This is a genomic window from Corallococcus sp. BB11-1 (genome assembly GCF_026626625.1).
GTDB classification, from domain to species: Bacteria; Myxococcota; Myxococcia; order Myxococcales; family Myxococcaceae; genus Corallococcus; species Corallococcus soli.
Map to the genome: position 1 here is coordinate 148,112 of NZ_JAPNJY010000013.1, position 20,038 is coordinate 168,149.

Annotated in this window: 25 protein-coding genes and 1 tRNA gene; 8 read left to right on the forward strand and 18 right to left on the reverse strand. The window is 68.5% G+C overall.

Translation table 11 applies throughout. The features are described 5' to 3' along the window. Nucleotides 1-22: 22 nt before the first annotated feature. Nucleotides 23-508, reverse strand: a complete 486-nt coding sequence (locus OV207_RS12240; protein WP_193348356.1) for a hypothetical protein — start codon at nucleotides 506-508, stop codon at nucleotides 23-25. A 167-nt stretch (nucleotides 509-675) separates the two neighbouring features. After that, complete coding sequence (locus tag OV207_RS12245; protein ID WP_120537964.1) at nucleotides 676-930, reverse strand: ribbon-helix-helix domain-containing protein; 255 nt, start codon at nucleotides 928-930, stop codon at nucleotides 676-678. Nucleotides 931-1,322: 392 nt separating this feature from the next. Here OV207_RS12245 and OV207_RS12250 point away from each other — a divergent pair, with 392 nt between their 5' ends. Then, nucleotides 1,323-1,895 (forward strand): TMEM165/GDT1 family protein, encoded by a 573-nt coding sequence (locus OV207_RS12250; protein WP_193348949.1) that lies wholly within the window; start codon nucleotides 1,323-1,325, stop codon nucleotides 1,893-1,895. A 36-nt stretch (nucleotides 1,896-1,931) separates the two neighbouring features. Here the strand turns inward: OV207_RS12250 and OV207_RS12255 are convergent, their stop codons facing one another. Beyond that, nucleotides 1,932-2,981, reverse strand: a complete 1,050-nt coding sequence (locus OV207_RS12255; protein ID WP_267555175.1) for an NAD(P)-dependent alcohol dehydrogenase — start codon at nucleotides 2,979-2,981, stop codon at nucleotides 1,932-1,934. Nucleotides 2,982-3,124: 143 nt separating this feature from the next. Between OV207_RS12255 and OV207_RS12260 the strand changes: the two genes are divergently transcribed. Then, nucleotides 3,125-3,628, forward strand: a complete 504-nt coding sequence (locus OV207_RS12260) for a DUF1579 domain-containing protein (RefSeq protein WP_267555178.1) — start codon at nucleotides 3,125-3,127, stop codon at nucleotides 3,626-3,628. Here the strand turns inward: OV207_RS12260 and OV207_RS12265 are convergent, their stop codons facing one another. From OV207_RS12265 to OV207_RS12290, 6 genes are all read right to left on the reverse strand, one after another. Continuing rightward, on the reverse strand, nucleotides 3,629-4,201 hold the full coding sequence (locus OV207_RS12265; RefSeq protein WP_267555180.1) for a class I SAM-dependent methyltransferase: 573 nt from the start codon (nucleotides 4,199-4,201) through the stop codon (nucleotides 3,629-3,631). An 11-nt stretch (nucleotides 4,202-4,212) separates the two neighbouring features. Next, nucleotides 4,213-5,022, reverse strand: a complete 810-nt coding sequence (locus OV207_RS12270) for an isocitrate lyase/PEP mutase family protein (protein ID WP_267555182.1) — start codon at nucleotides 5,020-5,022, stop codon at nucleotides 4,213-4,215. A 38-nt stretch (nucleotides 5,023-5,060) separates the two neighbouring features. Beyond that, nucleotides 5,061-5,591, reverse strand: coding sequence for a methylated-DNA--[protein]-cysteine S-methyltransferase (gene ogt / locus OV207_RS12275; RefSeq protein WP_267555184.1), 531 nt, complete (start codon nucleotides 5,589-5,591; stop codon nucleotides 5,061-5,063). Beyond that, nucleotides 5,563-7,098, reverse strand: coding sequence for an AlkA N-terminal domain-containing protein (locus tag OV207_RS12280; protein WP_267555186.1), 1,536 nt, complete (start codon nucleotides 7,096-7,098; stop codon nucleotides 5,563-5,565). Before OV207_RS12280 ends, ogt begins: the two co-directional genes overlap by 29 nt. 84 nt (nucleotides 7,099-7,182) lie before the next feature. Beyond that, nucleotides 7,183-7,578: a YHYH domain-containing protein gene (locus OV207_RS12285; protein ID WP_267555188.1), complete on the reverse strand. Its 396-nt coding sequence runs from the start codon at nucleotides 7,576-7,578 to the stop codon at nucleotides 7,183-7,185. Further along, nucleotides 7,575-9,947, reverse strand: a complete 2,373-nt coding sequence (locus tag OV207_RS12290) for a hypothetical protein (RefSeq protein WP_267555190.1) — start codon at nucleotides 9,945-9,947, stop codon at nucleotides 7,575-7,577. Before OV207_RS12290 ends, OV207_RS12285 begins: the two co-directional genes overlap by 4 nt. Before the next feature lie 154 nt (nucleotides 9,948-10,101). Between OV207_RS12290 and OV207_RS12295 the strand changes: the two genes are divergently transcribed. Beyond that, complete coding sequence (locus OV207_RS12295; RefSeq protein WP_267553615.1) at nucleotides 10,102-10,653, forward strand: winged helix-turn-helix domain-containing protein; 552 nt, start codon at nucleotides 10,102-10,104, stop codon at nucleotides 10,651-10,653. Beyond that, complete coding sequence (locus OV207_RS12300) at nucleotides 10,551-11,147, forward strand: transposase (RefSeq protein ID WP_267553613.1); 597 nt, start codon at nucleotides 10,551-10,553, stop codon at nucleotides 11,145-11,147. Before OV207_RS12295 ends, OV207_RS12300 begins: the two co-directional genes overlap by 103 nt. 79 nt (nucleotides 11,148-11,226) lie before the next feature. Here OV207_RS12300 and OV207_RS12305 read toward each other — a convergent pair. Both OV207_RS12305 and OV207_RS12310 read right to left on the reverse strand, forming a co-directional pair. Beyond that, a tRNA-Ile gene (locus OV207_RS12305) sits at nucleotides 11,227-11,300 on the reverse strand. A gap of 178 nt (nucleotides 11,301-11,478) precedes the next feature. Beyond that, a complete protein-coding gene (locus OV207_RS12310) occupies nucleotides 11,479-12,282 on the reverse strand; it encodes a hypothetical protein (RefSeq protein ID WP_267555192.1) in 804 nt (267 codons plus the stop codon). Between the two features lie 208 nt (nucleotides 12,283-12,490). On the opposite strand from OV207_RS12310, the gene OV207_RS12315 reads away from it, so the two are divergent. From OV207_RS12315 to OV207_RS12330, 4 genes are read left to right on the forward strand one after another with little or no spacing between them, the layout of a single operon-like run. Then, a complete protein-coding gene (locus tag OV207_RS12315; protein WP_267555194.1) occupies nucleotides 12,491-13,492 on the forward strand; it encodes a hypothetical protein in 1,002 nt (333 codons plus the stop codon). A gap of 9 nt (nucleotides 13,493-13,501) precedes the next feature. Further along, nucleotides 13,502-14,371, forward strand: coding sequence for an AHH domain-containing protein (locus OV207_RS12320; RefSeq protein WP_267555196.1), 870 nt, complete (start codon nucleotides 13,502-13,504; stop codon nucleotides 14,369-14,371). 4 nt (nucleotides 14,372-14,375) lie between these two features. Beyond that, nucleotides 14,376-14,963, forward strand: a complete 588-nt coding sequence (locus OV207_RS12325) for an imm11 family protein (RefSeq protein ID WP_267555198.1) — start codon at nucleotides 14,376-14,378, stop codon at nucleotides 14,961-14,963. Continuing rightward, the gene (locus tag OV207_RS12330; RefSeq protein WP_267555200.1) at nucleotides 14,941-15,747 is read left to right on the forward strand and encodes an Imm49 family immunity protein; all 807 of its coding nucleotides are present in this window, start codon (nucleotides 14,941-14,943) and stop codon (nucleotides 15,745-15,747) included. The genes OV207_RS12325 and OV207_RS12330 overlap by 23 nt, the downstream gene beginning before the upstream one ends. A 14-nt stretch (nucleotides 15,748-15,761) precedes the next feature. Here OV207_RS12330 and OV207_RS12335 read toward each other — a convergent pair whose 3' ends face one another. From OV207_RS12335 to OV207_RS12365, 7 genes are read right to left on the reverse strand one after another with little or no spacing between them, the layout of a single operon-like run. Further along, nucleotides 15,762-16,361: an SMI1/KNR4 family protein gene (locus OV207_RS12335; RefSeq protein ID WP_267555201.1), complete on the reverse strand. Its 600-nt coding sequence runs from the start codon at nucleotides 16,359-16,361 to the stop codon at nucleotides 15,762-15,764. Between the two features lie 13 nt (nucleotides 16,362-16,374). Continuing rightward, nucleotides 16,375-17,409, reverse strand: coding sequence for a DUF2169 family type VI secretion system accessory protein (locus tag OV207_RS12340; RefSeq protein WP_267555203.1), 1,035 nt, complete (start codon nucleotides 17,407-17,409; stop codon nucleotides 16,375-16,377). A 12-nt stretch (nucleotides 17,410-17,421) separates the two neighbouring features. Beyond that, nucleotides 17,422-18,108, reverse strand: coding sequence for a hypothetical protein (locus OV207_RS12345; protein ID WP_267555205.1), 687 nt, complete (start codon nucleotides 18,106-18,108; stop codon nucleotides 17,422-17,424). A gap of 18 nt (nucleotides 18,109-18,126) precedes the next feature. Beyond that, on the reverse strand, nucleotides 18,127-18,627 hold the full coding sequence (locus OV207_RS12350; protein ID WP_267555207.1) for a hypothetical protein: 501 nt from the start codon (nucleotides 18,625-18,627) through the stop codon (nucleotides 18,127-18,129). A gap of 11 nt (nucleotides 18,628-18,638) precedes the next feature. Further along, nucleotides 18,639-19,121, reverse strand: coding sequence for a hypothetical protein (locus OV207_RS12355; RefSeq protein WP_267555209.1), 483 nt, complete (start codon nucleotides 19,119-19,121; stop codon nucleotides 18,639-18,641). A 12-nt stretch (nucleotides 19,122-19,133) separates the two neighbouring features. Further along, on the reverse strand, nucleotides 19,134-19,484 hold the full coding sequence (locus tag OV207_RS12360) for a hypothetical protein (RefSeq protein WP_267555211.1): 351 nt from the start codon (nucleotides 19,482-19,484) through the stop codon (nucleotides 19,134-19,136). Between the two features lie 9 nt (nucleotides 19,485-19,493). Next, nucleotides 19,494-20,018 (reverse strand): DUF4123 domain-containing protein, encoded by a 525-nt coding sequence (locus tag OV207_RS12365; protein WP_267555213.1) that lies wholly within the window; start codon nucleotides 20,016-20,018, stop codon nucleotides 19,494-19,496. Nucleotides 20,019-20,038: the final 20 nt, after the last annotated feature.

A 20,038-nucleotide genomic window follows, 5' to 3' on the forward strand; every position in this document is an offset into this window, starting at 1 on the left:
GACGGCGCGACGTGGCGGACGGCTACGGGGTGGGCTGCGTGGCCTGCCCGCCCGCGTCGGGCGCGTCCATGCCCGGGGGCGGGATCTTCTGGTTGCGCACGCTGTTCTTCACCTGCTCGGTGACCGCCGCGGGATCGACCGTGCCCTTGAAGGTGCCGAAGGGCGTGTGCACGGTCTGCTCGCGGGTGGCATCACCCTCCGAGCCCGGGGGGCCACAGAACGCCTTGTCCTGGTCCTTGAGCGAGCCCATGGGCGTCCGCACCGCGGTGCGCGTCTGCGTGGTGGACTTGGCCACGAGCACGTTGTCGCGCATCAGCACGCAGTGGTCCTCGTCGAAGTACCAGGCCGACGAACCGTCCTGGAACTCCTGCGCCCGGGCCGGCCCCTTGCCCATGGCGTTGGCCACCTGGGCGGGCGTCATGCCGGGGTAGAGCTGCTCGAAGCCGGAGGTGGTGGCGCAGCCGCTGGCGGTCAGCGCGAGGACGGCGGTCATCAAGGAGGGACGCATCAAGGTCGGGGGCTCCTGGAAACAGGGACGACCCGAACCTAGCGTGTTTCCCTCCCGGGACGCTCCGGGTGGGGCGGAGGACTACAGCTCCTGCTCCAGCCAGCGCCGCAGTCGCTCGCGCAGCGACAGGATGCGTCGGCGCGAGGCGAACAGGGGCGCCGGGCGGCTCACGACTCGCCTTCCGTCTTGGCGGGCATGCGGCCGTACTTGGACAGCAGGTCCTCCACCGCTTCGCGCAGGTACTCGCTCTGGTGGATGCGGGTGCGCCGCGCCAGCTCCCGCAGCTTGTGGACCTGCTCCTCGGGCACGAGGACGTGGGTGGAGACGATGTCGGCCTCCGGGCTCCGGACCTCACCGGGTTCCACCGGAGACTGGGACGACGGAGCGTCGGGGCTCAGCGGGCTGGCGCTTCCATCCTGCATCGGGGCTTCCTCCAGGCTTTTGCTGCTGCTACAGGCCGCTACCGACCTGACGCCGGCATTAGGGGGGCAGCCTCTCGTGTCGTCAAAAAAAGGGACGCCAGACGTCGGAGCCCCGGCCTGTCCCAGGACGTGTGGGGTTGACTCACCCCCTGCGCGCTGCTACTTGCGACGACACGTAAGGGGAGTAGTTCACGCCGGCCGCAAGAGGCGTCGGGAAGCTCGACACACTGGCTGGAAACAGCCCGGGCCCCCACCTCGCGAAGCGCGAGACGAACGAGACCTTCGGACAGGGATTCAACGTTCCCTGGCCGAGGTCCGCCGTGCGCGCTCCCCTGCAAGCGCTCATCACACGACGACTTCCGCGCCAGGGACTTCGAAGGGGTGCCTTCATGATGTCGTGGGAGTCCGTGCTCGGGTCGTTCGTGTTGGTCGCCGCCAGCGAGATGGGGGACAAGACGCAACTGCTTGCCTTCTCGCTCGCGTCGAAGTTCCGCAAGCCGTGGGTCGTCCTGGCCGGCATCCTCGTGGCCACCATCGCCAACCATGCGCTGGCCTCGTCGGTGGGCGCGTGGGTGTCCGTGCACGTCCCGGCGCGGGTGATGGCTTTGATATTGGCGGTGATGTTCCTGGGCTTCGGCCTGTGGACGTTGAAGCCAGACACGCTGGACGACGACGACGGCAAGCCGCCGCGCTTCGGCGCCTTCCTCACCACCGTGGTGCTCTTCTTCCTGGCGGAGATGGGGGACAAGACGCAGCTGGCCACCATGGCGCTGGCCGCGCGCTACCAGTCACTGGTGATGGTGACGGTGGGCTCCACCGCGGGGATGCTGGTGGCGGACGGCCTGGCCGTCTTCCTGGGGGACCGGCTGGCCGGGCGGGTGCAGATGAAGTGGGTGCGGTGGGCGACCGCCAGCCTCTTCTTCATCTTCGGCGCCGTGTCGCTGTGGACGGCCTGGCGCGGCTGACCCCGGCGCCATGCCGCGCCGGGGCCCTGCCCGTCACTACTTCGAATCCAGGCTCGCCGTGTCGATGACGAAGCGGTAGCGCACGTCGCCCTTGAGCATGCGCTCGTAGGCTTCGTTGATCTTCTGGATGGGGATGACCTCCACGTCGGAGGCGACCTGGTGCTTCGCGCAGAAGTCGAGCATCTCCTGCGTCTCGCGGATGCCGCCGATGAGCGAGCCGCCCAGCTTGCGCCGCTTCATGATGAGCGGGAAGGAGGCCAGCGGCGAGGGGGCCTCCGGGGCGCCCACGAGGATCATCGTGCCGTCCCGCTTCAGCAGGCCCAGGTATGCGTTGTAGTCGTGCGGCGCGGAGACGGTGTCGAGGATGAAGTCGAACTGGTTCGCCAGCGCCTTGAAGGTCTTCTTGTCCGACGTGGCGGCGAAGTGCGCCGCGCCCAGGGCGAGGGCGTCATCGCGCTTGGAGGGGGAGGTGCTGAGCACCGTCACCTCGGCGCCCATCGCCTTGCCCAGCTTCACGCCCATGTGGCCCAGGCCGCCCAGGCCCACGACGGCCAGCTTGTCACCGGCCTTCAGGCCATAGTGGCGCAGGGGGGAGTACGTGGTGATGCCCGCGCACAGCAGCGGCGCGGCGCGCTCCAGGGGGATGCCCTCCGGGATGCGCAGGACGTACTTCGCGTCCACGGTGATGCTGCGGGAGTAGCCGCCGTAGGTGGGCGCGCCGTCATGCTCGCGGCCGTTGTAGGTGTTCACGCAGCCGCGCTCGCAGTACTGCTCCTCGCCCTCCAGGCAGGACGGGCACTCGCGGCACGAGTCCACGAAGCAGCCCACGCCCACGGAGTCCCCGACCTTGAAGGCGGTGACGGCGCCGCCGACCTGGGACACCTTCCCGACGATTTCGTGTCCCGGCACCATGGGGAAGAGGGCGCCGCCCCACTCGTCGCGGGCCTGGTGGATGTCGGAGTGGCACACCCCGCAGTACTGGATGTCGATGAGCACGTCCTGGGCACGCGGCTCGCGGCGCTCCAGGGTGAAGGGGCCGAGCGCGGCTTTCGCGGCGGACGCGGCATAGGCTTGGGTGGTCGGCAAGTGAGGCTCCAGGGGGGAATCGCGGCGAAGTCCTTCCGGAAGCTCCGGAAGGGGCGCGGAAGCTAATGGAGACGCGCGCCGCGTGCCCTGGAAAGCGCGGGGAGTGGACCCCGGGAGCGTCCTCCACGACACTCCCGCGCACCATGAGCCAGGATCGTCTCCAGCAGTCGCAGGCCCCCGGTGGTCCCCATCACCTCCTCGCCCGGTGTGTCGGAGATTGGGAGGGCACGGCGCGAACGTGGTTCGAACCGGCCAAGCTGGGGGATGAGTCCCCCATCTCCGGGAGCATCCGGTCCGTGCTCGGCGGCCGGTTCGTGGTGCACGAGTACGCGTCCTCGCTGGGCGGCAAGCCGCTGTCGGGCATCGCCACCCTGGGTCACCACCTGGACGGCCGGCAGTTCACCATGTCGTGGGTGGACACCTTCCACGTGGGCTCCGACATCATGACCCTGCTGGGGGACGCCGGGGTCAGCGACCGGTTCTCGGTGCTCGGCAGCTACTTCACGGGGGAGCAGTCACCCCGCTGGGGCTGGCGCGTGGACATCGAGCAGCCCTCGCCCGACTCGCTCGTCATCACGCACTTCAACGTGCCCCCCGGTGAGGCGGCGCAGAAGGCCATTGAAATCCAGTACCGACGGCGCGGTTGATCATCGAAGGGGCTTGCGCGCGAGGACCCGCGCCTCGTGCCGGCCGCCGTCCGTCCAGCCCTCGGTGAGTGAGAGGGATTGGAGGTCCTGGAGGAGGGTGGGCAGCTCGCCGTCCTCCAGGAGGAACCGCGCGGACGGGTGTGGATGGCGTTGCAGGTTGCTCCGGGTGGGCTGCGCGAAGACGAACCACCCACCCGGCGCGAGCACCGCCGGGAGCGCGGCGAAGAGGGGCCGCCAGAGGTAGTTCAGGCACACGACCAGGTCGAACGGGCCCGGCGGCAGCGGGTCCACCTCCAGGTCCAGGCGCAGGAGCCCCAGGTCCAGTCCGTCGGCTCGCGCGAGCGCCCCCGCCTGTTCCAGGGCCACGTCGGAGACGTCCACCAGTGTCACGTCCAGCCCGCGCTTCGCGAGCCAGCGCGCGTCGTGTCCCTGTCCCCCGGCCAGGTCGAGCGCACGGCCCGTGGTGGGCAGCCGGTCCGCGAGCGAGCGCAGGAAGTCCGACGGCTCCCTGGGGTCAGGGGACTGTCGGTAGCGGTCGTTCCAGCGCTGACGGTCGTCCTGGGACTGGGACACGAAGCCTCCGCTCAACGGCGGGTCATCAAGCTGTTGAGGGACGGGTAGCTGGCGGCCTCCTCGAACAGCGCGGCGGAGTGTCCGTCGCGCAGGAAGGCGGAGGCGAGCGCTCCCGCGCGTCCCCAGAGGGCCTGCGCGATGGCGGAGCCGGCGCTGAGGCGCCGCACGCCCAGCCGTTGCAGCTCCGGGGCGCTGGGGAGGTCGGGCCTGGCCATGATGTTCACGGGCAGCGGCGTGCCGCGCGTGAGGGCCTGGAGGTCGTCCGCGTCCGTGGCGCCGGGGACGAAGAGGCCGTCCGCGCCGGCCTGCTGGTAGCGGGCGGCGCGGGCCAGGGTCTCCTCCACGCGGCGCTCGGCGGGGACGAGCCCGCGCAGGAAGACGTCCGTGCGCGCGTTGACGAAGACGTCCACGCCAGCCCGGGCGCCGGCCTGCTTCGCGCGTTCAATCTTCGCCGCGAGCAGCTCCGGAGGGCCGCCGCCATCCTCCAGGTTGATGCCCACGACGCCCGCGGACAGCAGCCGCGCCACGTTCTCACCCACGGTGGCCGGGTCGTCGGAGTAGCCGCCCTCCGCATCCACCGTGAGGGGCACGCGGATGACCGCGGTGATGGCCTGGGCCGTGGCGATGAGCGCGTCCATGGGCAGCGCATTGCCATCCGGATGGCCGAGCGCCCAGGCTAGGCCCGCGCTGGTGGTGGCGATGGCGCGGGCGCCCAGGCTCTCGAACAGTTTCGCGCTGCCGGCATCCCAGACGTTCGGCAGGAGGAGCAGGTCGGGGCCCTGGTGCAGCGCGCGGAACGTCTTGGCGGTGGCGTCGGTCATGGCAGGCTTTCGGAAGGGATGCGAGGGATTGAGAGGGTTCAGGCCCTGGGCGCGTGGGTGCGTTCGTGGTCGATCAGCCAGCGTTTGCGATCGATGCCCCCGGCATAGCCTGTCAGGGAGGCATTGGCACCCACGACGCGGTGACACGGCACGACGATGCCCACGGGGTTGGCGCCATTGGCCGCGCCCACGGCCCGCACCGCCGTGGGCCGGCCAATGCGCTCGGCGAGCCGGGCGTAGGTGGTGGTGGTGCCGGCGGGGATTTCGCGCAGGGCGCGCCAGACCTCGCGCTGGAACGGGGTGCCGGCGGTCTCCACGGGCAGGGCCTCGATGGCGCTGACGTCCCCGCGCAGGTAGGCCTGGAGCGCGGAGGTGCGGCCGGACGGGTCGCGCGCGGGTTCCAGGACGCAGCCGCCCTCGCCGTAGTGCAGGCGCAGCAGCCGGTGCATGCGGGCCTCGTAGCCCTCCCAGTCCAGGGCGCGCAGCCGGCCGGCCTCGTCGCAGACGAGGAGCATGGGCCCGGCCGGGGTGGGCGTGGCATCAATGAAGAAGCGCTGGCGCGGCGGCATGGGTTCCTCGCGAGGAAGGGGGGCGGGGCCGCGCGGCATCGGCGGCCCAGAGGTGTTGGGCGGCATAGGCGCGCCAGGGGCTCCAGGCCTCGGCGCGCTGGAGCAGGGCTTCCGGGGTGGGGCGCGGACCGCCGGGGGCCGTCGCGGCGCGCAGGAGGGCGACGTCGGAGGCGGGAAAGGCATCCGTCTCACGGACGGCGCGCAGGGCGATGTACTGGGCGGTCCACTCGCCGATGCCGGGCAGGCGCGTGAAGCGGGCGACGGTGTCCGCCAGCGAGGGGCCGGGCTGGAACAGGGCGGGGTCGGCCATGGTGGCGGCCGCGAGGCTGGAGAGGGTGCGGGCCCGTGCGGCGGGCATGCCCAGGCAGGTGAGGTCCGCGGCGGCGAGGACGTGGGGCAGGGGAAAGGCGCGCAGCAGGCGGGCGTCCCCGGTGGACTCCGGGTCCAGCGGCTCGCCGAAGGTCGCGAGGAGCCGGTTGCCCAGGCCCCTGGCGGCGCTGACCGTCACCTGCTGGCCCAGGATGGCGCGCACCGCCAGCTCGAAGCCGTCCCAGCCTCCCGGGGCGCGCAGGCCGGGACGGGCGGCGATGAGCGGCGCGAGCAGCGCGTCATGTGACAGGTGCGCGTGGATGGCGTCCACGTCCGCGCCGACGTCGAAGACGCGCCGGAGCCGCGCGATGACGGGGGGCAGCATCCGCACGTCGCTGACGCGCAGGGTGGCGCGCAGGCCGTCGAGCCCCTTCGCGGGGGCGACCTCCACGGAGCCACGCCCCAGGGGATGGAGCACGGTGCGCAGGTAGCGGCCGGGCTCGACGAGCTCCATGCCGGCGAGCGCGCGAGCCTCCAGGTGGGCCACCATCGAGCCCCAGTCATAGGGCGGCCGGTAGGGGATGAAGAGGGTGACGACGGGCACCGCGGACGCGGCGGGAGCGACGGGCGAGCGGGCGCGGCGCAGGGCCCCAGGGGGGCGCTGGTAGAGGGCCTGGAAGACGGCGTTGAAGCGCCGGACGCTGCCGAAGCCGGAGGCCAGGGCGACCTCGGCCATGGACAGGTGCGTTTCGTGGAGGAGCTGGCGGGCGAAGAGGACGCGGCGCGTCTGCGCCACGGCGATGGGGGATGCCCCCAGGTGTTGCTGGAACAGGCGCCGCAGCTGGCGCTCACCGACGCCCAGCCGGGCCGCCAGCGCCTCGACGTTTCCATCGTCTGCGTCGAGCAGTCCGTCGGCGATGAGTGCCAGGGCGCGGGAGACGGTCACGGAGGTGCCGCGCCAGGGAGCGAGGGTAGGGGAGGTCTCCGGCCGGCAGCGAAGGCACGGGCGGAAGCCGGCCTCCTGGGCCGCGGCGGCGGAGGGATAGAAGGCGCAGTTCTCGAAGCGGGGCGCGCGGGCCGGGCAGACGGGGCGGCAGTAGATGCGCGTCGTCCTCACCGCCGTGAAGAAGCGCCCGTCGAAGCGGGCGTCCCGCGTCGTCAGCGCGCGGTAGCAGGAGGCGGGGTCCAGGCCGTTCATGGGGTGAAGTTCCCACGCCGGGCCCTGCCTGTCTGGCCGTTTTCGGACGTGGACGTCGCGAGGCCGACCTGGGGGGTTGCCCGCCTACCACCTGACTGTCAGGGCCGTCGTCTCCCCGCGCTCGACGGTCGCGGTCGTCTCGTGGCTGCCCAGCGCGGCGTGCTCCAGTGTCACCTTCACCTGCGTGCCGTCGATCCGGACCGCCTTCGTCGGGGACAGGCCCACGTAGGCGCCGTTGATCCACACCCGGGCGCGCGGAATGGCGATCACCTGGAGGCGGGTGGGCTTCTCCGCCAGCTCGCTCCAGCCTCCCGACCCACCCCCGCCACCACCGCCACCGTGGCAGTGGTAGCCGCCCGTGCGTCGTTCGTTGTGACAACCGGAGCTGTTGGTCCGCCCGGGATGCGCCCACGCGACGTGGGAGCTGGCCAGGGCCGAGAGGACGCCCAGGACGAGCAATGCCTTCCTGTCACGCGTCACGGGTCCACCCTTCCGATGTGTGCTTCGACCAAGTCCGTGCCATGCCAGCCCAGCACGGCCGCATGCCGGCCCAGGCGCACCGGGACATGGGCGACGTCGGACCCGACATGGACCAGGTCCTTCGGGGAGAACTCCTGGCCGGTGAGCCGCATGGCGATCTGCTGGAGTGACGCTGCCGGCAGGGCCTTGCGTCCATGGTCCGCGGCGGTGACGTAGAGGCCCCGGGTCACCCCCTGGCCTACGAACAGGTACGCGAGCGTGCCCGCGGGGACCTCTCCCACGGTGAGCACGCCAGGACGTTTCTCCTCCAGGCCGGTCGGGCCCAGCAGGGCCTGGGCGACCTCCACCGGCTCGTTGAGGGGATGCCGGTTTCGCAGCAGCTCCTCCCTTCGGCGCAGCAGGTCCGCCCGGGCGGCGGTCAGCTCGGCGTCGCCTTCGAGGACGGAGAGCAGGCCTCCCGCTTCGAGCTCCGCCTCCCGCAAGGCCCGCAGGGTGGGACCGACGCCGCCGGGGGCATGCGCGGCCCGGGTCAACCAGGAGACCCGCTCCGTGCGGAAGGCCGCGAGCGTGGTCCTGGAGGTGTCGCCCGGATCGACCGCCACGGCCTGCTTGAGGGCCGAGGCCCGGCACAGCACATCCTGCGCGGAGCACTTGCGCGCCCGAAGCAGCAGCGCCTGGGTCAGCACCGGTTCGGGCCGTTCGGCGGCGAGCGCCGGAGCCTGGATGCGCGTCAGGGCACGGATGGCCAGCTCCGCGTCGCCCTGGGCCAGGAGCGTCTTCCCCTTTTCGAGCCGGGCGTTCTCCAGCTTCGCGCGAAGACCGTCCACGACGGGGCCGGGAGCCCCTTCGGAGGACAGGGCCGCCAGCTCCTTCTCCACCGCGTCCTCGCTGTCCTTGCCGAGTTCCGACAGCGCCCACGCTTCGCGAAGCCGTTGGCGTTCGGCTTCCAGGGGCCCGGTGCCCGCCCTGGAGCCCACGAAGCGGCCGATGAACGCCACGGCCGAGCGATTCTCCAGGCCCCGGATGCGGGCGAGGACGAAGGCATTGCGCGCCTCGACATGGGCCGGGCTCGTGTCGCCCCCGGCTTCCAGCAGCTCCGCGTGCAGTTCGGCCCTGGGCAGGTCGCCGGAGGTGGTCAGGCGGACCAGCTCCGACACCGACGGGCGGATGAACAGGAGGCACCCGAGGAAGACGAGCGCGCAGATGCTTGAGAGCCCGACGCCCAGCCAGTCATGCCACCGGGCGGGAGACTTCGCTCCACCGGCCCGGCGGCGCCGCGCCCAGGTCGCGGTCATCAGCCAGAGGCCGGGCCAGAGCCCCAGGGCCGCCAGCACGGCGAGTCCGCTCGCCGGGGCTTCCGTGTAGAAGGCATGGCGGCCCAGGAAAGCGCCGACGAGGAAGGTCGCTCCGAAGAAGCCCGCGAAGGCCACCCCCATCAGGGCGCCAACGCGCCGGTGGAAGGATGACGTGTCCCGGGCCGCGGTGGGTTCCAGCCCTTGCCCCAGCAGGTGGACGAAGCCTGGGCGCCCCATGAACTCGAAGTGGACGGTGGCGGAAGGGGCCTCGAAGACGTCCAGCTTCTGGGAGAGGACCCGGTCCCGCAGGGGCTCCAGGGAGGGTTCCAGGGACGAACGGGCGGCGATGAAGCCAGCGGACCGGGCCTCCTCCCCGAGCGCGGTGTCGGGAAGGGGGCCCGCGTGCTCCACGGAGCCCAGAGTCCGCGAACCGCGCCACTGGAGGGCCTGCGCTGAATCCTTCAGGAGCCCCGGGTGCGCGGAGAGGCGCTTCGCGTCGGGCCAGGCGCGGACCTGGGTGCGCTGCTCGGTCGTGACCTTCAACCACCGGCGCAGCGTCCCTGAACCCCGGCAGGGCGGGCAGCTCACACTGCCTTTCGAGCAGCGAACGCACTTCTTGGTTCCATTGCCCCGGCACTCGGAGCAGTTGACCATCTTGTAGCTCTTCCGGGCCTTGCTCATCCGCTTGCCGGAGCCGCCGCAGCCGGAGCACCGGGCGCGCAGGGAGCCATGGCAGGTGGGGCAGGAGACCTGGCCGGCGCCCGTGCAGCGGCCGCAATCGGCCAGATGGGACGACTGCTCCGCCAGCTCCTCCGGGGACGCGCTCCACAGGTCCAGCGAGTCGAGCGTCAGGGGGGCCCGGGCCCGGGCCTGCCGGGCCGTGTTGGCGCCGCCCGAATAGGCCTCGTCGGCCCAGGTGCCGGTGCGGCGGGCGTGGCGGGTGACGAGCCGCCCGTAGCGAAGCAGCGAAGCGTCCACACGGGTGATGAGGTCCGCGAACCCCAGGGGCCCCAGGCGCCACCGGGCCCAGCGCACGGCCGCGGCCCGGGCCCTCTGTTCGATTCCGTCCAGCATGGTGCCCGACCCCCGGAGCCGTGGTGGCTCACGTCGGAATCGGAATGCAGGGAGGGGCGCCCGGGCAATACCCCGAAAGGGGCAGGGGGCCTCTAACCCCCTTCAGGGAAGTCGGGTAAGGGGCTACCGGTTACGTCATGGAGAGGTGGCGTCCATGGCGTGGCAGCCAAAGCACTGGACGGCGCAGCAGCTTGAGGAGCGGCGGCTTGCAGCCGGACAACTCCTGCGACGGGGGCACCTGTCGCAGGCGGAGGTGGCGCGCCGTGTGGGTGTCAGCGAGGCCTCCGTCAGTCGTTGGGCGCGGCGACTGCACGAGGCAGGCGGCAGTCCACGCGGGTTGAAGGCGAGGCCGCGCACGGGCCGGCCGTCGAAGTTGAGTTCGGGGGAATGGCGGCAGGTGGCGGAGCTGGTAGGGGCAGGGGCGCGCACCTGCGGTTTCCCTACCGAGCGCTGGACGCTGACGCGAGTGGCGCACCTCATCCACCGCACGTTCGCAGTGCGCTACCACCCCAACTACCTGGCCGAGCGCCTTCACCGGCTGGGTTTGAGTCCGCAGCAGCCCCGCACGCGAGCCAAGGAGCGTAACGATGCGTTGGTGGAGGCATGGCTGAAGCGCGACTGGCCCCGCATCAAAAGGGGGCTCGAAGAAGCGGGCGGGCCATTGCCTTCGTGGACGAGACAGGTAGTTCGTTTCGGGCCCGCGTAGCGTCTACCTGGGCGCCCGTCGGGCATCCGCCCACCTTGCGCCGTCGTGACAAGCGGCGCGAAGTCTCCAGCATCGTCGCCCTCGTTGCTCCGTACGGCCGCAGGCCGGCGCGCCTGTATTCGCGCCACCGAGAGGGCAGCTTCACCAGCCAGGACATCATCGCGGCCCTGCGCTACTTCCGCGGGAAGGTGGGCCGTCCTCTCACCATCGTGTGGGACGGCCTCAACCAGCACCACAGTGCCGAGACGCTCGACTTCGTCGCCCGCCACCCCGAGGACTTCCGCCTTGAGCGGCTGCCAGGCTACGCGCCAGACCTCAATCCCGAGGAGGGCTGCAACGGCGTGGTGAAGGCCGAGCTGCGCAATGCCACGCCCGACTCTGTCGTCGAGCTGCGCGCCCAGGCACGCGCTTCATTCGTGCGCCTGGGCCACCGCCACGACGTTCTCGCCGCCTTCTTCCTTCACGCTGGCTTGCGCCTTACCGGACTTCCCTGAAGGGGGTTAGGGGGAGGGGGCAAGCCCCGCTTCCGGCAAAAAAGATGCCCCGCCCCCAGCAGAACCGGGGACGGGGCAGTGGCCAGGGTCGGACTTGAACCGACTACCTGCGGATTATGAGACCGCCGCTCTAACCAGGTGAGCTACCTGGCCGTGAAGCCCCGCCCGTATATCGAGCCAGGGACGTGACCGCAAGAACTTCGGAGGGGCTGGCCCGGTCCGGATCCAGGTCCCGGAACCCAGGGTGCTCCCTCACCGTACGGTCGGCCAGCCACCGCCGCTGTTCGCCCTCCCTCTGGGGCGTCAAGGTCGTCGAGTCCCTGCGCAGGCCTCATGCCCCTGCGGCCAACTCCAACAGGCCCTGCTGACCTGGGAGTTCCGCGTAACACAGCCTCGCGAAGGCGCTCAGCGCTTCGCGATCTCTCAAGGTGGTCCGGAGCTGGCGCTGGATGAGGTCACGTTGATCCCTTGGGTCGCGCAAGAGCAGGTCGCTCCGGGCATAGCCTGCGACACACTCGTGTGAAGCGGGATACCCGTCCCGGGCAAGCCTGCGAAGGATTACGACGGCGGCCTTCATCATCTCGAGGCAAAAAACAGAATCCGGGAGTGAGGACACCTCCCAATAGAGGGCAGGCTCTTCATCGAAGAGCCCTACGTCAGGTCGGGTTTCCTGAAAACCAAAGCGGTAACGAAATGTCTCCAGGAGCGGGTCTGGGGCTCCTGGGGTGTCAGGAATGGGTGCGGCGGCCGGAGCCACGTCGATGCTCACCAGGGGAGCCCTGTGGGGTCCCCACTCCCCGCTGTAGAGGGAGACGAGCGCCACCGGGATGCCCTCTGGAGCATGGAGGACCACAGCGCTCAGCGGTGCTCCTCCCGGCTTCAAGACACCCTTGATTTCTTGAACGCAGGTGTCGGCCACGCGTTGGGCGTAGGTATCGAAACCATAGGAGCCGAGCGGGGCGGCCTCATCATAGCCCGGCCTTCCTCCTGTATGGCCTTGTGCCGCGAGGTGGTTCAGGGCGATTCGGGGACTGCCCTGGGAGGCCTTCAATGCCTGTGCGCAATCGGCGAGCGAGGCTCCACTCGTCGCGCGCATCCGCTTGAGCACATCCAGTGGTGATTTATCTCTGGCCACGGTGATTCCTTCCTTTCGGCATGCGCTCGCTTGTTTGGCCCGCACCCTGAGTGATATCGGGAGCTGCGGTCGATCAGGGGGAAAGGTCATGGCGCTGGCGGTTACTGGCATGGGCATGCTTACGTCCGTTGGGGACGGTGTCGTGGGTTCTTGCGCAGCGATTCGAGCTGGCATCGTCCGCCCTTCCCCCATTGTGGGGACGGACGTGATGGATCTTGAGAGCGGAGAGATGGTTCCCGTCATGGGGCATCCCATCCGGGGAGTCACCGAAGGGTTCCTCTTCCTCGGGCTCTGGATTCGGATGGCTGAGCGGGCAATCCAGGATCTTCTCGTCCATGGCCAGCTTCCCGGACCCTCTCAAACCGGATTCTGGAGCGCCTGCGAGTTGATGGTGGTCACTCCTTCTTTGGATCCCAGCCGGTTTCCGCTCCTCGGTGAATCGGCTGACGCTCCTCTTTTGAAAGAGGATTACGCCGCTACGCTGCTGGAGTTGACGGGACTGCCCATCCCACTGGCGCGGGTCCGCTCGTTTCCCGACGGACACGTGGGCGTCACAGCCGCGATGGAGTTGGCCTCACGCCTCCTTGAGGGCGGGCAATCCAGACGCTGCCTCATCGTCGCGGTCGATTCCTATCTGGAGCCTGATACGCTCGACTGGCTGGTGCGTCACAATCGACTCAAATGTGGTGACAATCCCGTCGGTTTGATGCCCGGCGAAGCTGGTGCTGCCTTGCTTCTGGAGACGGCACATGGGGCTGCGGAACGTCGCGGTCATGTCGACGCATGGGTCCAGGGCATCGCCGTAGCGGATACCAGCAGACCTCGCGACGCGGAAGGCGCCCGACGCGATGGAATCCTGCTCGCGGACCTGTTGTCCTCCATCCTTCCGACGACGGCACCTTTTCAGGGAGACCTCATCGTGGACCTCAACGGAGAGGAGTGGCGCGCCAGGGAGTTCGGAGGGGCGCTTGCCCGACTGGGGCGCACGATGTCGGAGGCGCGGGTTGTCCTTCCCGCGCTCTGCCTGGGGGAGGTCGGTGCCGCGAGCGGAGGCGTGGGGGTCTGCGTTGCAGCACGCGCCTTTGCTCGGGGCCCTGCGAAGGCGCATGAGCGCATCGTGCTGTCGGTCGCGGAGTCCGGACGGCTCGCGGTGATCCGCCTTGTCCGCCCCAATGGCGCCGATGCCGTTTCGAAGAAGATCTGGGATTGAGGAGGCCCCATGGCAGGCAACCACGTCAAGAAGGACGACTACAAGGCGCTTCATCAGCCTCCAGGAGGCGCAGGGGGCAAGGGATGCCTCTGGTCTTGGTACAGCGATTACAAAGACGCACACCAGTGCTCCTATCGCTGGCATGCTCGGGAACATGCGCTCGCAGACGGTCGGATCTACAATTATCCTGCTTATAAGGACCTCTGTGTCGAACAGTCGCCTGGGCCGACCGATGTTTATCTCACTGCCGCGTATCAGGGGCCGAAGAGGAAGGCTCCATCAAACAATTATGCCCTGCGCAACCGGTTTCCATACAAGAACAAGCCGCGGCCAGGCCAGTGGGATGTCAGTCTGCCTCGCAACTTTACGGAGAGTTTTACACGTCCGTATTGGCACAATGGCCATCACATCATCGCGCGGTCCGTTCTCATGGATGAACTCGCGGCGGCGGGGAAGGAAGACGCCCGGGTGACGGACATGATCGTCCAGGGGTTGTTGAAGGCCTCCTATAATCTCAACGACAAGCCAAACATGATCATCCTCCCGTTGGATCGTGCCGTGGCGCGAGCGTTGGGGCTTCCCCGGCATCTCCTTGGGGATGAGATGGAGATCCATGAGGAGATCCAAGACCGCCGGGTCGCGGACCATCCTGATTACTCCCGAAGGGTCCGGTTCATGCTTCGTCCTGTCATCAATCAATACAGAAGACTGATGAAACAGAAGTTGGACGAGGCGCACCCCGAGCCGCCTGATGCACTGGCGAAAGAGCAGTTGGTGCGGATTTCGGAGACGGTGTACCGAGCCATCACTGCCGCCGGGCCCTTCATGAAGGGCAAGTCCCTGGATGAACTGAAGCTCTCTGGGCTTGGGGGGCGGTGACTGGATGCGCTATTTTGAGATCAATACGCTGGGGGACGATCAGGACAAGGAACGCGTCTTCGTTGATTCGGAGCCTGAGGGACTTGACGGGTTCGGCTACCGGCTTGCTGAGGGTGAGCCCACCGATGACGTCTATCCGGCCGACTCCAGGATCTATCTGAACCCATACAATCAGGGGTTGAAGCTCGCCACGCTCGTTGGTAACTCGATTGGATATCTGATCCTCCACGCCCCTCTCGTTGAACATTTGAAAGAGAGTCATGACCTGTCCACCGTCGAGCTCAGGCCGGTGTCAATCTACAGTCAGCGGCGGCGGCCTCTCAGTCGGGACTATTGGATCGTAAATCCGCTCCGCTTTGTCGGGTGCCTCGACAGGGCCGCGAGTCGCATTCAATTCCTGAGTTCGGATCCGGAGCAGATCGTTGGCATCGACGAGATTGTTTTCGCTTCAAAACGCCTCGCTGATGCCCCGGACCTGTTTCGCATCCCGGAAAAGCGCATGAGTTATTTCATCAGCGAGCGTGTTGTCGAGGGACTCCAGGGGCAGGGCTTCGACAACATCTTCCTGCATGAAGTCCGACAGCAATCTTGAAGGAGGCTGCGCCATGCGCTCGCGATTTCTCCCTGTCTACTTGTCAAATGCGGATGTGGAACTTCATCAACTCATCCCGCTTCTGGCGGGCGGGGCCCTTGGGGGAGAGGGGATGTTCCTGCGGGCCTGCCGCGGATATCGCACGCGCGGATGCGCGGCGTTCTTCCTCTCCGGCAGGGCGTTGAGCCTCCACCAGGACCTGCAGCGGAGTGGTGCCGCGTTCGCCGCGTTCGCTGGGCAGGGGATGGAAAGTGACAAGGTCACCAGTCGAGCGGAGCCATTCTTCGATGCGGTCGGGTGTGGAGATGAGGCTGCGGCGAGGCTCATCGCGCGGCACGCACCACGGGAGTTCAAGCCCGACCGGGAACTCCTGGAGGACTTTCTCTATGTGCGACTGCTGATGCAGCACTTCTTCCTGGAGTCCCCTCCCGCCGAGGTCGCGAGCACCCTGGCCAATTTTGAAGCGGCGGTGGTAGAGGGTCTGGAGAGCACGCGATTGGACGTCTGCCGGGCCCTGCTGGCGCGCGATGGAGACGCGTTCCAGGGGGCCTTCCAGGCGCTGAGCGACGAGCACCGCGCCTGGTATGAGAACGGCTTCCGCGAAGGAAGGCTTCCGGAGGAGCGATGGGCACTCGATGGGTGCCTGTTCATCGAGGGGCTCGCGCTCTTGCGTCTTGCTCGGACCGTGGGAATCCCCATCGCCAGTGAGTATCCGTTGATCCCATCGCTTGCGTTGGCATCCCCGAAACTGCTGTTCGACGCTGATGCGTGGCGGTCGCCCTAGCAATGGGGGCGGAATCAAGCGGAGGGGAGTTCGCGCGGGTGGAACTCTGGCGCGAACTGGTCCGGGCCTGGGGCTGATACGAAGGGAAGCCGATTCAAGCGCTTCCCAGTGAAGCCTTCCAGGACGAGGGCCGTGAACGACCGTGCCAGCTTCACCAGCCGTGGTGGCGTCCCATGCGGGGTGCGGTGGTCCAGGGCATAGATGGTGAACTCGTCACCTGCCGTGGGCTCCGACGGCAGGAAGAACAACTCCGCGCTACGGCTACTGATGACCCGGGGAATGGGTGGAGCCCCCAGGACGACGTAGCCGAACTGGATGGCCTTCTCCTTTAGCGACTGACGCGTCCCTCCGCTGGCATCCACCAGGGAGACCAGCCGGTTGCGGATGTCTCGTGGTGCATCGAAAAAGCCCTGGGTGTGCCACGGAACCCAGATTTCCAGGAGGTCACCCAGACGGCCCGGGCCCAGCTCGGTGCAGAAGCGGCGGTAGCTCTCCGGGAAGCTGAACTTCAGCCGGGCCTCCGTCTGGGCAAGGTCCTCCTCGGTAGGCAGTCGCGTCAGGGGCCCACGGACCGTGATGCCCTGTTGCTGGAGTTGATCGTGCCAGGAGAGCATGTTCCTCACAGTCTTACTTCAGGTGTCCGGACGCGCGGAGGCCCGCCGTGATGCGCAGGCTGCGCACGTCGTGGAGTCCATCCCGCAGCACCACATGCCCCCGCCAGGTCAGCAGCACTTGGTCCTCGTCCATGTCGAGGATGACGGTGTCCAGGCGCAGCTCGGGCCGGATGTCCTCGCCGCCCGTCTGCTCCACCAGCACGGTCGGCGCGGCCTGCCCCGGGAGGTCGAAAGACAGCCGACCCTTCGCGGACGCTCCGGCGATGACGATGGGCTCATCGCCTCTCAAGTAGCCCGGAGCGATGAGGCCCGGTGCACCCGCGTTGAAGAAGCGCCGGTCGAAGTCCCGGGGCAGCAGCGGCTTGCGGGTCTTGTTCCAGGCTTCGTCGTAGGTGCCCGCGTACCGTGCGCGCGGGTGCCAGTGGGGCGACGTGAAGCCGAACCCCGCGGGCCTCACCTGCTGGCCGAAGTCGCGCAGCGGATCCTCGGGGTCCTCCAGGTTGGGGAGCGCCAGTCCTTCCTCGAAGTGGCGTGGGCTCGCGCGGAAGCCCGTGCCCACGGGGTTGCGTGGCTCGAAGGAGGGCTTCTGCGCATCCGTCCGGTCCCAGCCTCCGAAGGCGCGCTCCCAGGTGAGCGGAATCCTGTCAAAGGGCAGGGGCTTCGTCGCGGCCACGCGCCCCAGGCTCTTGAACCACGTTCGCTCACCCAGCACGCGAACCGCCTTCTTCAGTGGCCCCACCTGGAGCGCCACCAGCGTCTCTGTCGCGCCGCTCCGGGGCGCGTGCGCATGCCCGAGCAGCACCACGTCCGTCGCGGGCTTGAAGAAGGCGCCCTCGGATTCGTAGCGCTCGCTCGACTCCCCAGGCTCGCCCAGGGACTCGCCGCTCCACTTCACAGGCACCTGCTGCTGCGCGAGCCGCAGCCCCGTCCCGGTCAGCGAGTACGTGGCCTTGATGACGACCAGGAGCAGGGGACGCCCCTCTTCGTCCGCCAGCCCCATCAAGCCCTGGGCGAACGGCGTCTCATTCTCGATGGTGGGGTGTCCCATGGCTGGAGGCTCTCACGGCTCCACGGTGAAGCCCTTGCGAAATGCCTGCACCGTGGGCGCCGGCCCCGGGCCCACCGTCACCGTGCCGGTGTCTCCCTCCAGCTCCGCGGACGTCTGCTTTCCCTTCACGAAGCGCACGGTCGCGATGCGCCGGATGGCCTCACGGCCGTTCTTCTCGCTCCGCCCCAGCTCCTTCAGCGCGTGCGCGGCGACGTTGAGCGCCAGCTCCAACGCCCTCCGCCCCGGTTCGTCGTCCAGCCCTACCCAGTCCACCTCGAAGCGCAGCACCTGTCCGCCCAGCGCGCCCTCACTGGGCCAGAACTGCTCCGTGATGCCCTTGGCCAGCTGCTCCGCCAGCTTCTGCAGGTCCGACCGCGTGGGCAGGGGCCGCACCATGCCGGGCACCTGCGCCAGCTTGCCTGCGTCCGTCACCGTCACCGCCACCACCGACGACAGGTCCACGTACGTCACCGACTCGGACCGCGACAGGCCCTCCTTCTTCAACGCCAGCAGCACCGCTTCCTTCGGGAGGAGGTCCAGCAGCTCGCCACTCACCTGATGTCCGTGCGTCAGGTGCAGGGTGAGGCCAATGGACGGCAACGCCTCACCCGTCCGCCCGCGCGCGACCAGCGAGGCCAACTGCTCCAGCAGCTTCTCGACCCGCCGTGCCACCAACCGCTGCACGTCTTCCATGCGCATGCCCTCCTCTTCCGTGACTCATTGCGAGGACTCAACGGGGCCGTAGAGCTGTTCGTCCAACTCGCGAATGGCTACGTCCATCTCCTGTCGGGAACGCTTCTCCACGACATACAGTTTCAACAGGTGAAGGCAGTGCGATTCACACCCCGCGGAGATCTCGCTGTTGATCGTCAGGTGCTCGATCACCGGCCCCTGCTCCGCATCCCCCAGCACGTCCACCCAGGCGACGAAGGGGTGATAGGTGCCGCCCTGCTCGGGAGGCGTGTCGTCCTCCGTGGGGGCGTATTGATTGATGATGACTCCCCGGGCGAACTCCGGGCAGAACGTGCTGAAGATGAGCGAGCCGTCCCGGTCGGGCGGAGGCGCCATCCAGCCCACCCAGACGTCCTGGGTCTGCCGGGTCACGGACTTGATGAGTTCGAGCCAGTAAATCTGGGACATCAGGTACTGCTCGTCATCCTCCCGGTAGCCGGTGAAGGGAAACTTCGGGTGTTTCTTGAGAGCGGTGAGGGCTTCCATGGGCAGCTCGGTCAGACGTTGAAGGCTTTTCCCGCGAGAACCTCGACGTCCATCCGGATGCCTCCTCGCAGCGCGGGCTTGGGGAAGCTCATCTTCACGACGGCGGAAACCCCGGCGGGGGGCCGGGCCAGGACCCAGCGCGTGAGCTGGGCGAAGGCCGTGGCCCGCTCCTCCTTCTCCCGCTTCGTCAGCATCGCATAGACGGCCCCGGCCCAGGCCACCCCCTGGGCCGCCGGGGGCGGCAGGCACTGCATCCAGGGGACCGACTTCTCCAGCCCGCCGCCCTGCGCTTGAATGCGTCCCCGGTGGTCCTCGGAACACCCCGTTCGGGTCCTGGTATCCGTTTCGGCGAGGGTGCGGGGGAAGCTGCGTTCCGCCGCTTCGTTCGCCAGAAAGACGGTGGCCGCCGTGGTGCCCACCACGATGACACCGAAGGCAAGCCAGCCAGGGGGACCAAAAGCGAGCAGGGGCGCGGAGGGGGCGATGGCTGCCATGGGTGTGTGGCTCTATTCCTTCTTGGCCAATGCGAAGGCCAGGGAGCGCGTGAGAAAATCCATCTTCGCGTCCGCGGGCATCAAAGACTCCTTGAGCAGGCCCTGGACGTCCTCGGACTGGTGGAAGGCGGAACCGCAGACGAAGGCGATGAAACACCACTTGGCCAGGTCCGCGTCGCGGCGGATGCCGTAGGCCCCGGCCACCTGGAGGTCCGCGGACACACGATCCCTGAGCGCCTGGGGATTCACGGCGGAGATGGCCTCCGGCAACTGCTGGGAAAGGTATTCGATGACGCGCCCGACGAATTGCTTGTCAAGTGCTCGTTCGAACTGCTGCATCTGCTGGGGGGAGATCGTGAGCATGGCGGCGTCTCAGGGGTCCGTGCGCGAAGCGGCCGGTGGACGTGCGAAGCATAGCAATCCACCGTCCTCGGCTTCAGCGAAGAAGCAGTCTACCTCCGCATGCCATTCCGTCTGCTGTTTCGGTGTGCAGATGGGCAGGAAGGTTCGCAGGACGCGCGGGTCGTAGAAGCGGAAGTAGAGGCGATTGCCGGTTGCTTCCTCCTGCACCTTCAGGAACCGGCGCAGGTGTCTGCGAGTCGCATCCATGGGACCCGGACCTGACAGGAAGATGCCCCAGCTGCGCCCCCAACCCGCGCCGATGAGGTGCTCCAGCGCGGCTTCGTTTCGCGTCAGATCCACCAGATAGGGGGCGACGGATTCCAGTTCCCCGGCCTCGGGTCCTTGGTAGAGCGATTGGTAGGGGGCTCCGCCGCGCTTGAGCAACGAGAGCACGCGCGGGTCCCGTGCCGCGTCGAGCACCGCATACAGGGGACCCTGAAGGGCCCGGAGGGTTTCGAGTGCCTTGTCACGCATCTCAGAGGGCTTCGCGGCCATCGTTCCTTCGGGAGGACGCC

Bases quoted from the DNA above. Each gene is read 5' to 3' on its own strand.
- OV207_RS12340 (WP_267555203.1), bottom strand. From the start codon at position 17,409: ATGGGACACCCCACCATCGAGAATGAGACGCCGTTCGCCCAGGGCTTG.
- OV207_RS12260 (WP_267555178.1), top strand. From the start codon at position 3,125: ATGAGCCAGGATCGTCTCCAGCAGTCGCAGGCCCCCGGTGGTCCCCAT.
- OV207_RS12250 (WP_193348949.1), top strand. From the start codon at position 1,323: ATGTCGTGGGAGTCCGTGCTCGGGTCGTTCGTGTTGGTCGCCGCCAGC.
- ogt (WP_267555184.1), bottom strand. From the start codon at position 5,591: ATGCCGCCGCGCCAGCGCTTCTTCATTGATGCCACGCCCACCCCGGCC.
- OV207_RS12335 (WP_267555201.1), bottom strand. From the start codon at position 16,361: ATGCTCTCCTGGCACGATCAACTCCAGCAACAGGGCATCACGGTCCGT.
- OV207_RS12240 (WP_193348356.1), bottom strand. From the start codon at position 508: ATGCGTCCCTCCTTGATGACCGCCGTCCTCGCGCTGACCGCCAGCGGC.
- OV207_RS12295 (WP_267553615.1), top strand. From the start codon at position 10,102: ATGGCGTGGCAGCCAAAGCACTGGACGGCGCAGCAGCTTGAGGAGCGG.
- OV207_RS12355 (WP_267555209.1), bottom strand. From the start codon at position 19,121: ATGGCAGCCATCGCCCCCTCCGCGCCCCTGCTCGCTTTTGGTCCCCCT.
- OV207_RS12330 (WP_267555200.1), top strand. From the start codon at position 14,941: ATGAAGTCCGACAGCAATCTTGAAGGAGGCTGCGCCATGCGCTCGCGA.
- OV207_RS12325 (WP_267555198.1), top strand. From the start codon at position 14,376: ATGCGCTATTTTGAGATCAATACGCTGGGGGACGATCAGGACAAGGAA.
- OV207_RS12270 (WP_267555182.1), bottom strand. From the start codon at position 5,022: ATGACCGACGCCACCGCCAAGACGTTCCGCGCGCTGCACCAGGGCCCC.
- OV207_RS12300 (WP_267553613.1), top strand. From the start codon at position 10,551: ATGGCTGAAGCGCGACTGGCCCCGCATCAAAAGGGGGCTCGAAGAAGC.
- OV207_RS12315 (WP_267555194.1), top strand. From the start codon at position 12,491: ATGGATCTTGAGAGCGGAGAGATGGTTCCCGTCATGGGGCATCCCATC.
- OV207_RS12320 (WP_267555196.1), top strand. From the start codon at position 13,502: ATGGCAGGCAACCACGTCAAGAAGGACGACTACAAGGCGCTTCATCAG.
- OV207_RS12360 (WP_267555211.1), bottom strand. From the start codon at position 19,484: ATGCTCACGATCTCCCCCCAGCAGATGCAGCAGTTCGAACGAGCACTT.
- OV207_RS12280 (WP_267555186.1), bottom strand. From the start codon at position 7,098: ATGAACGGCCTGGACCCCGCCTCCTGCTACCGCGCGCTGACGACGCGG.
- OV207_RS12345 (WP_267555205.1), bottom strand. From the start codon at position 18,108: ATGCGCATGGAAGACGTGCAGCGGTTGGTGGCACGGCGGGTCGAGAAG.
- OV207_RS12350 (WP_267555207.1), bottom strand. From the start codon at position 18,627: ATGGAAGCCCTCACCGCTCTCAAGAAACACCCGAAGTTTCCCTTCACC.
- OV207_RS12365 (WP_267555213.1), bottom strand. From the start codon at position 20,018: ATGGCCGCGAAGCCCTCTGAGATGCGTGACAAGGCACTCGAAACCCTC.
- OV207_RS12290 (WP_267555190.1), bottom strand. From the start codon at position 9,947: ATGCTGGACGGAATCGAACAGAGGGCCCGGGCCGCGGCCGTGCGCTGG.
- OV207_RS12245 (WP_120537964.1), bottom strand. From the start codon at position 930: ATGCAGGATGGAAGCGCCAGCCCGCTGAGCCCCGACGCTCCGTCGTCC.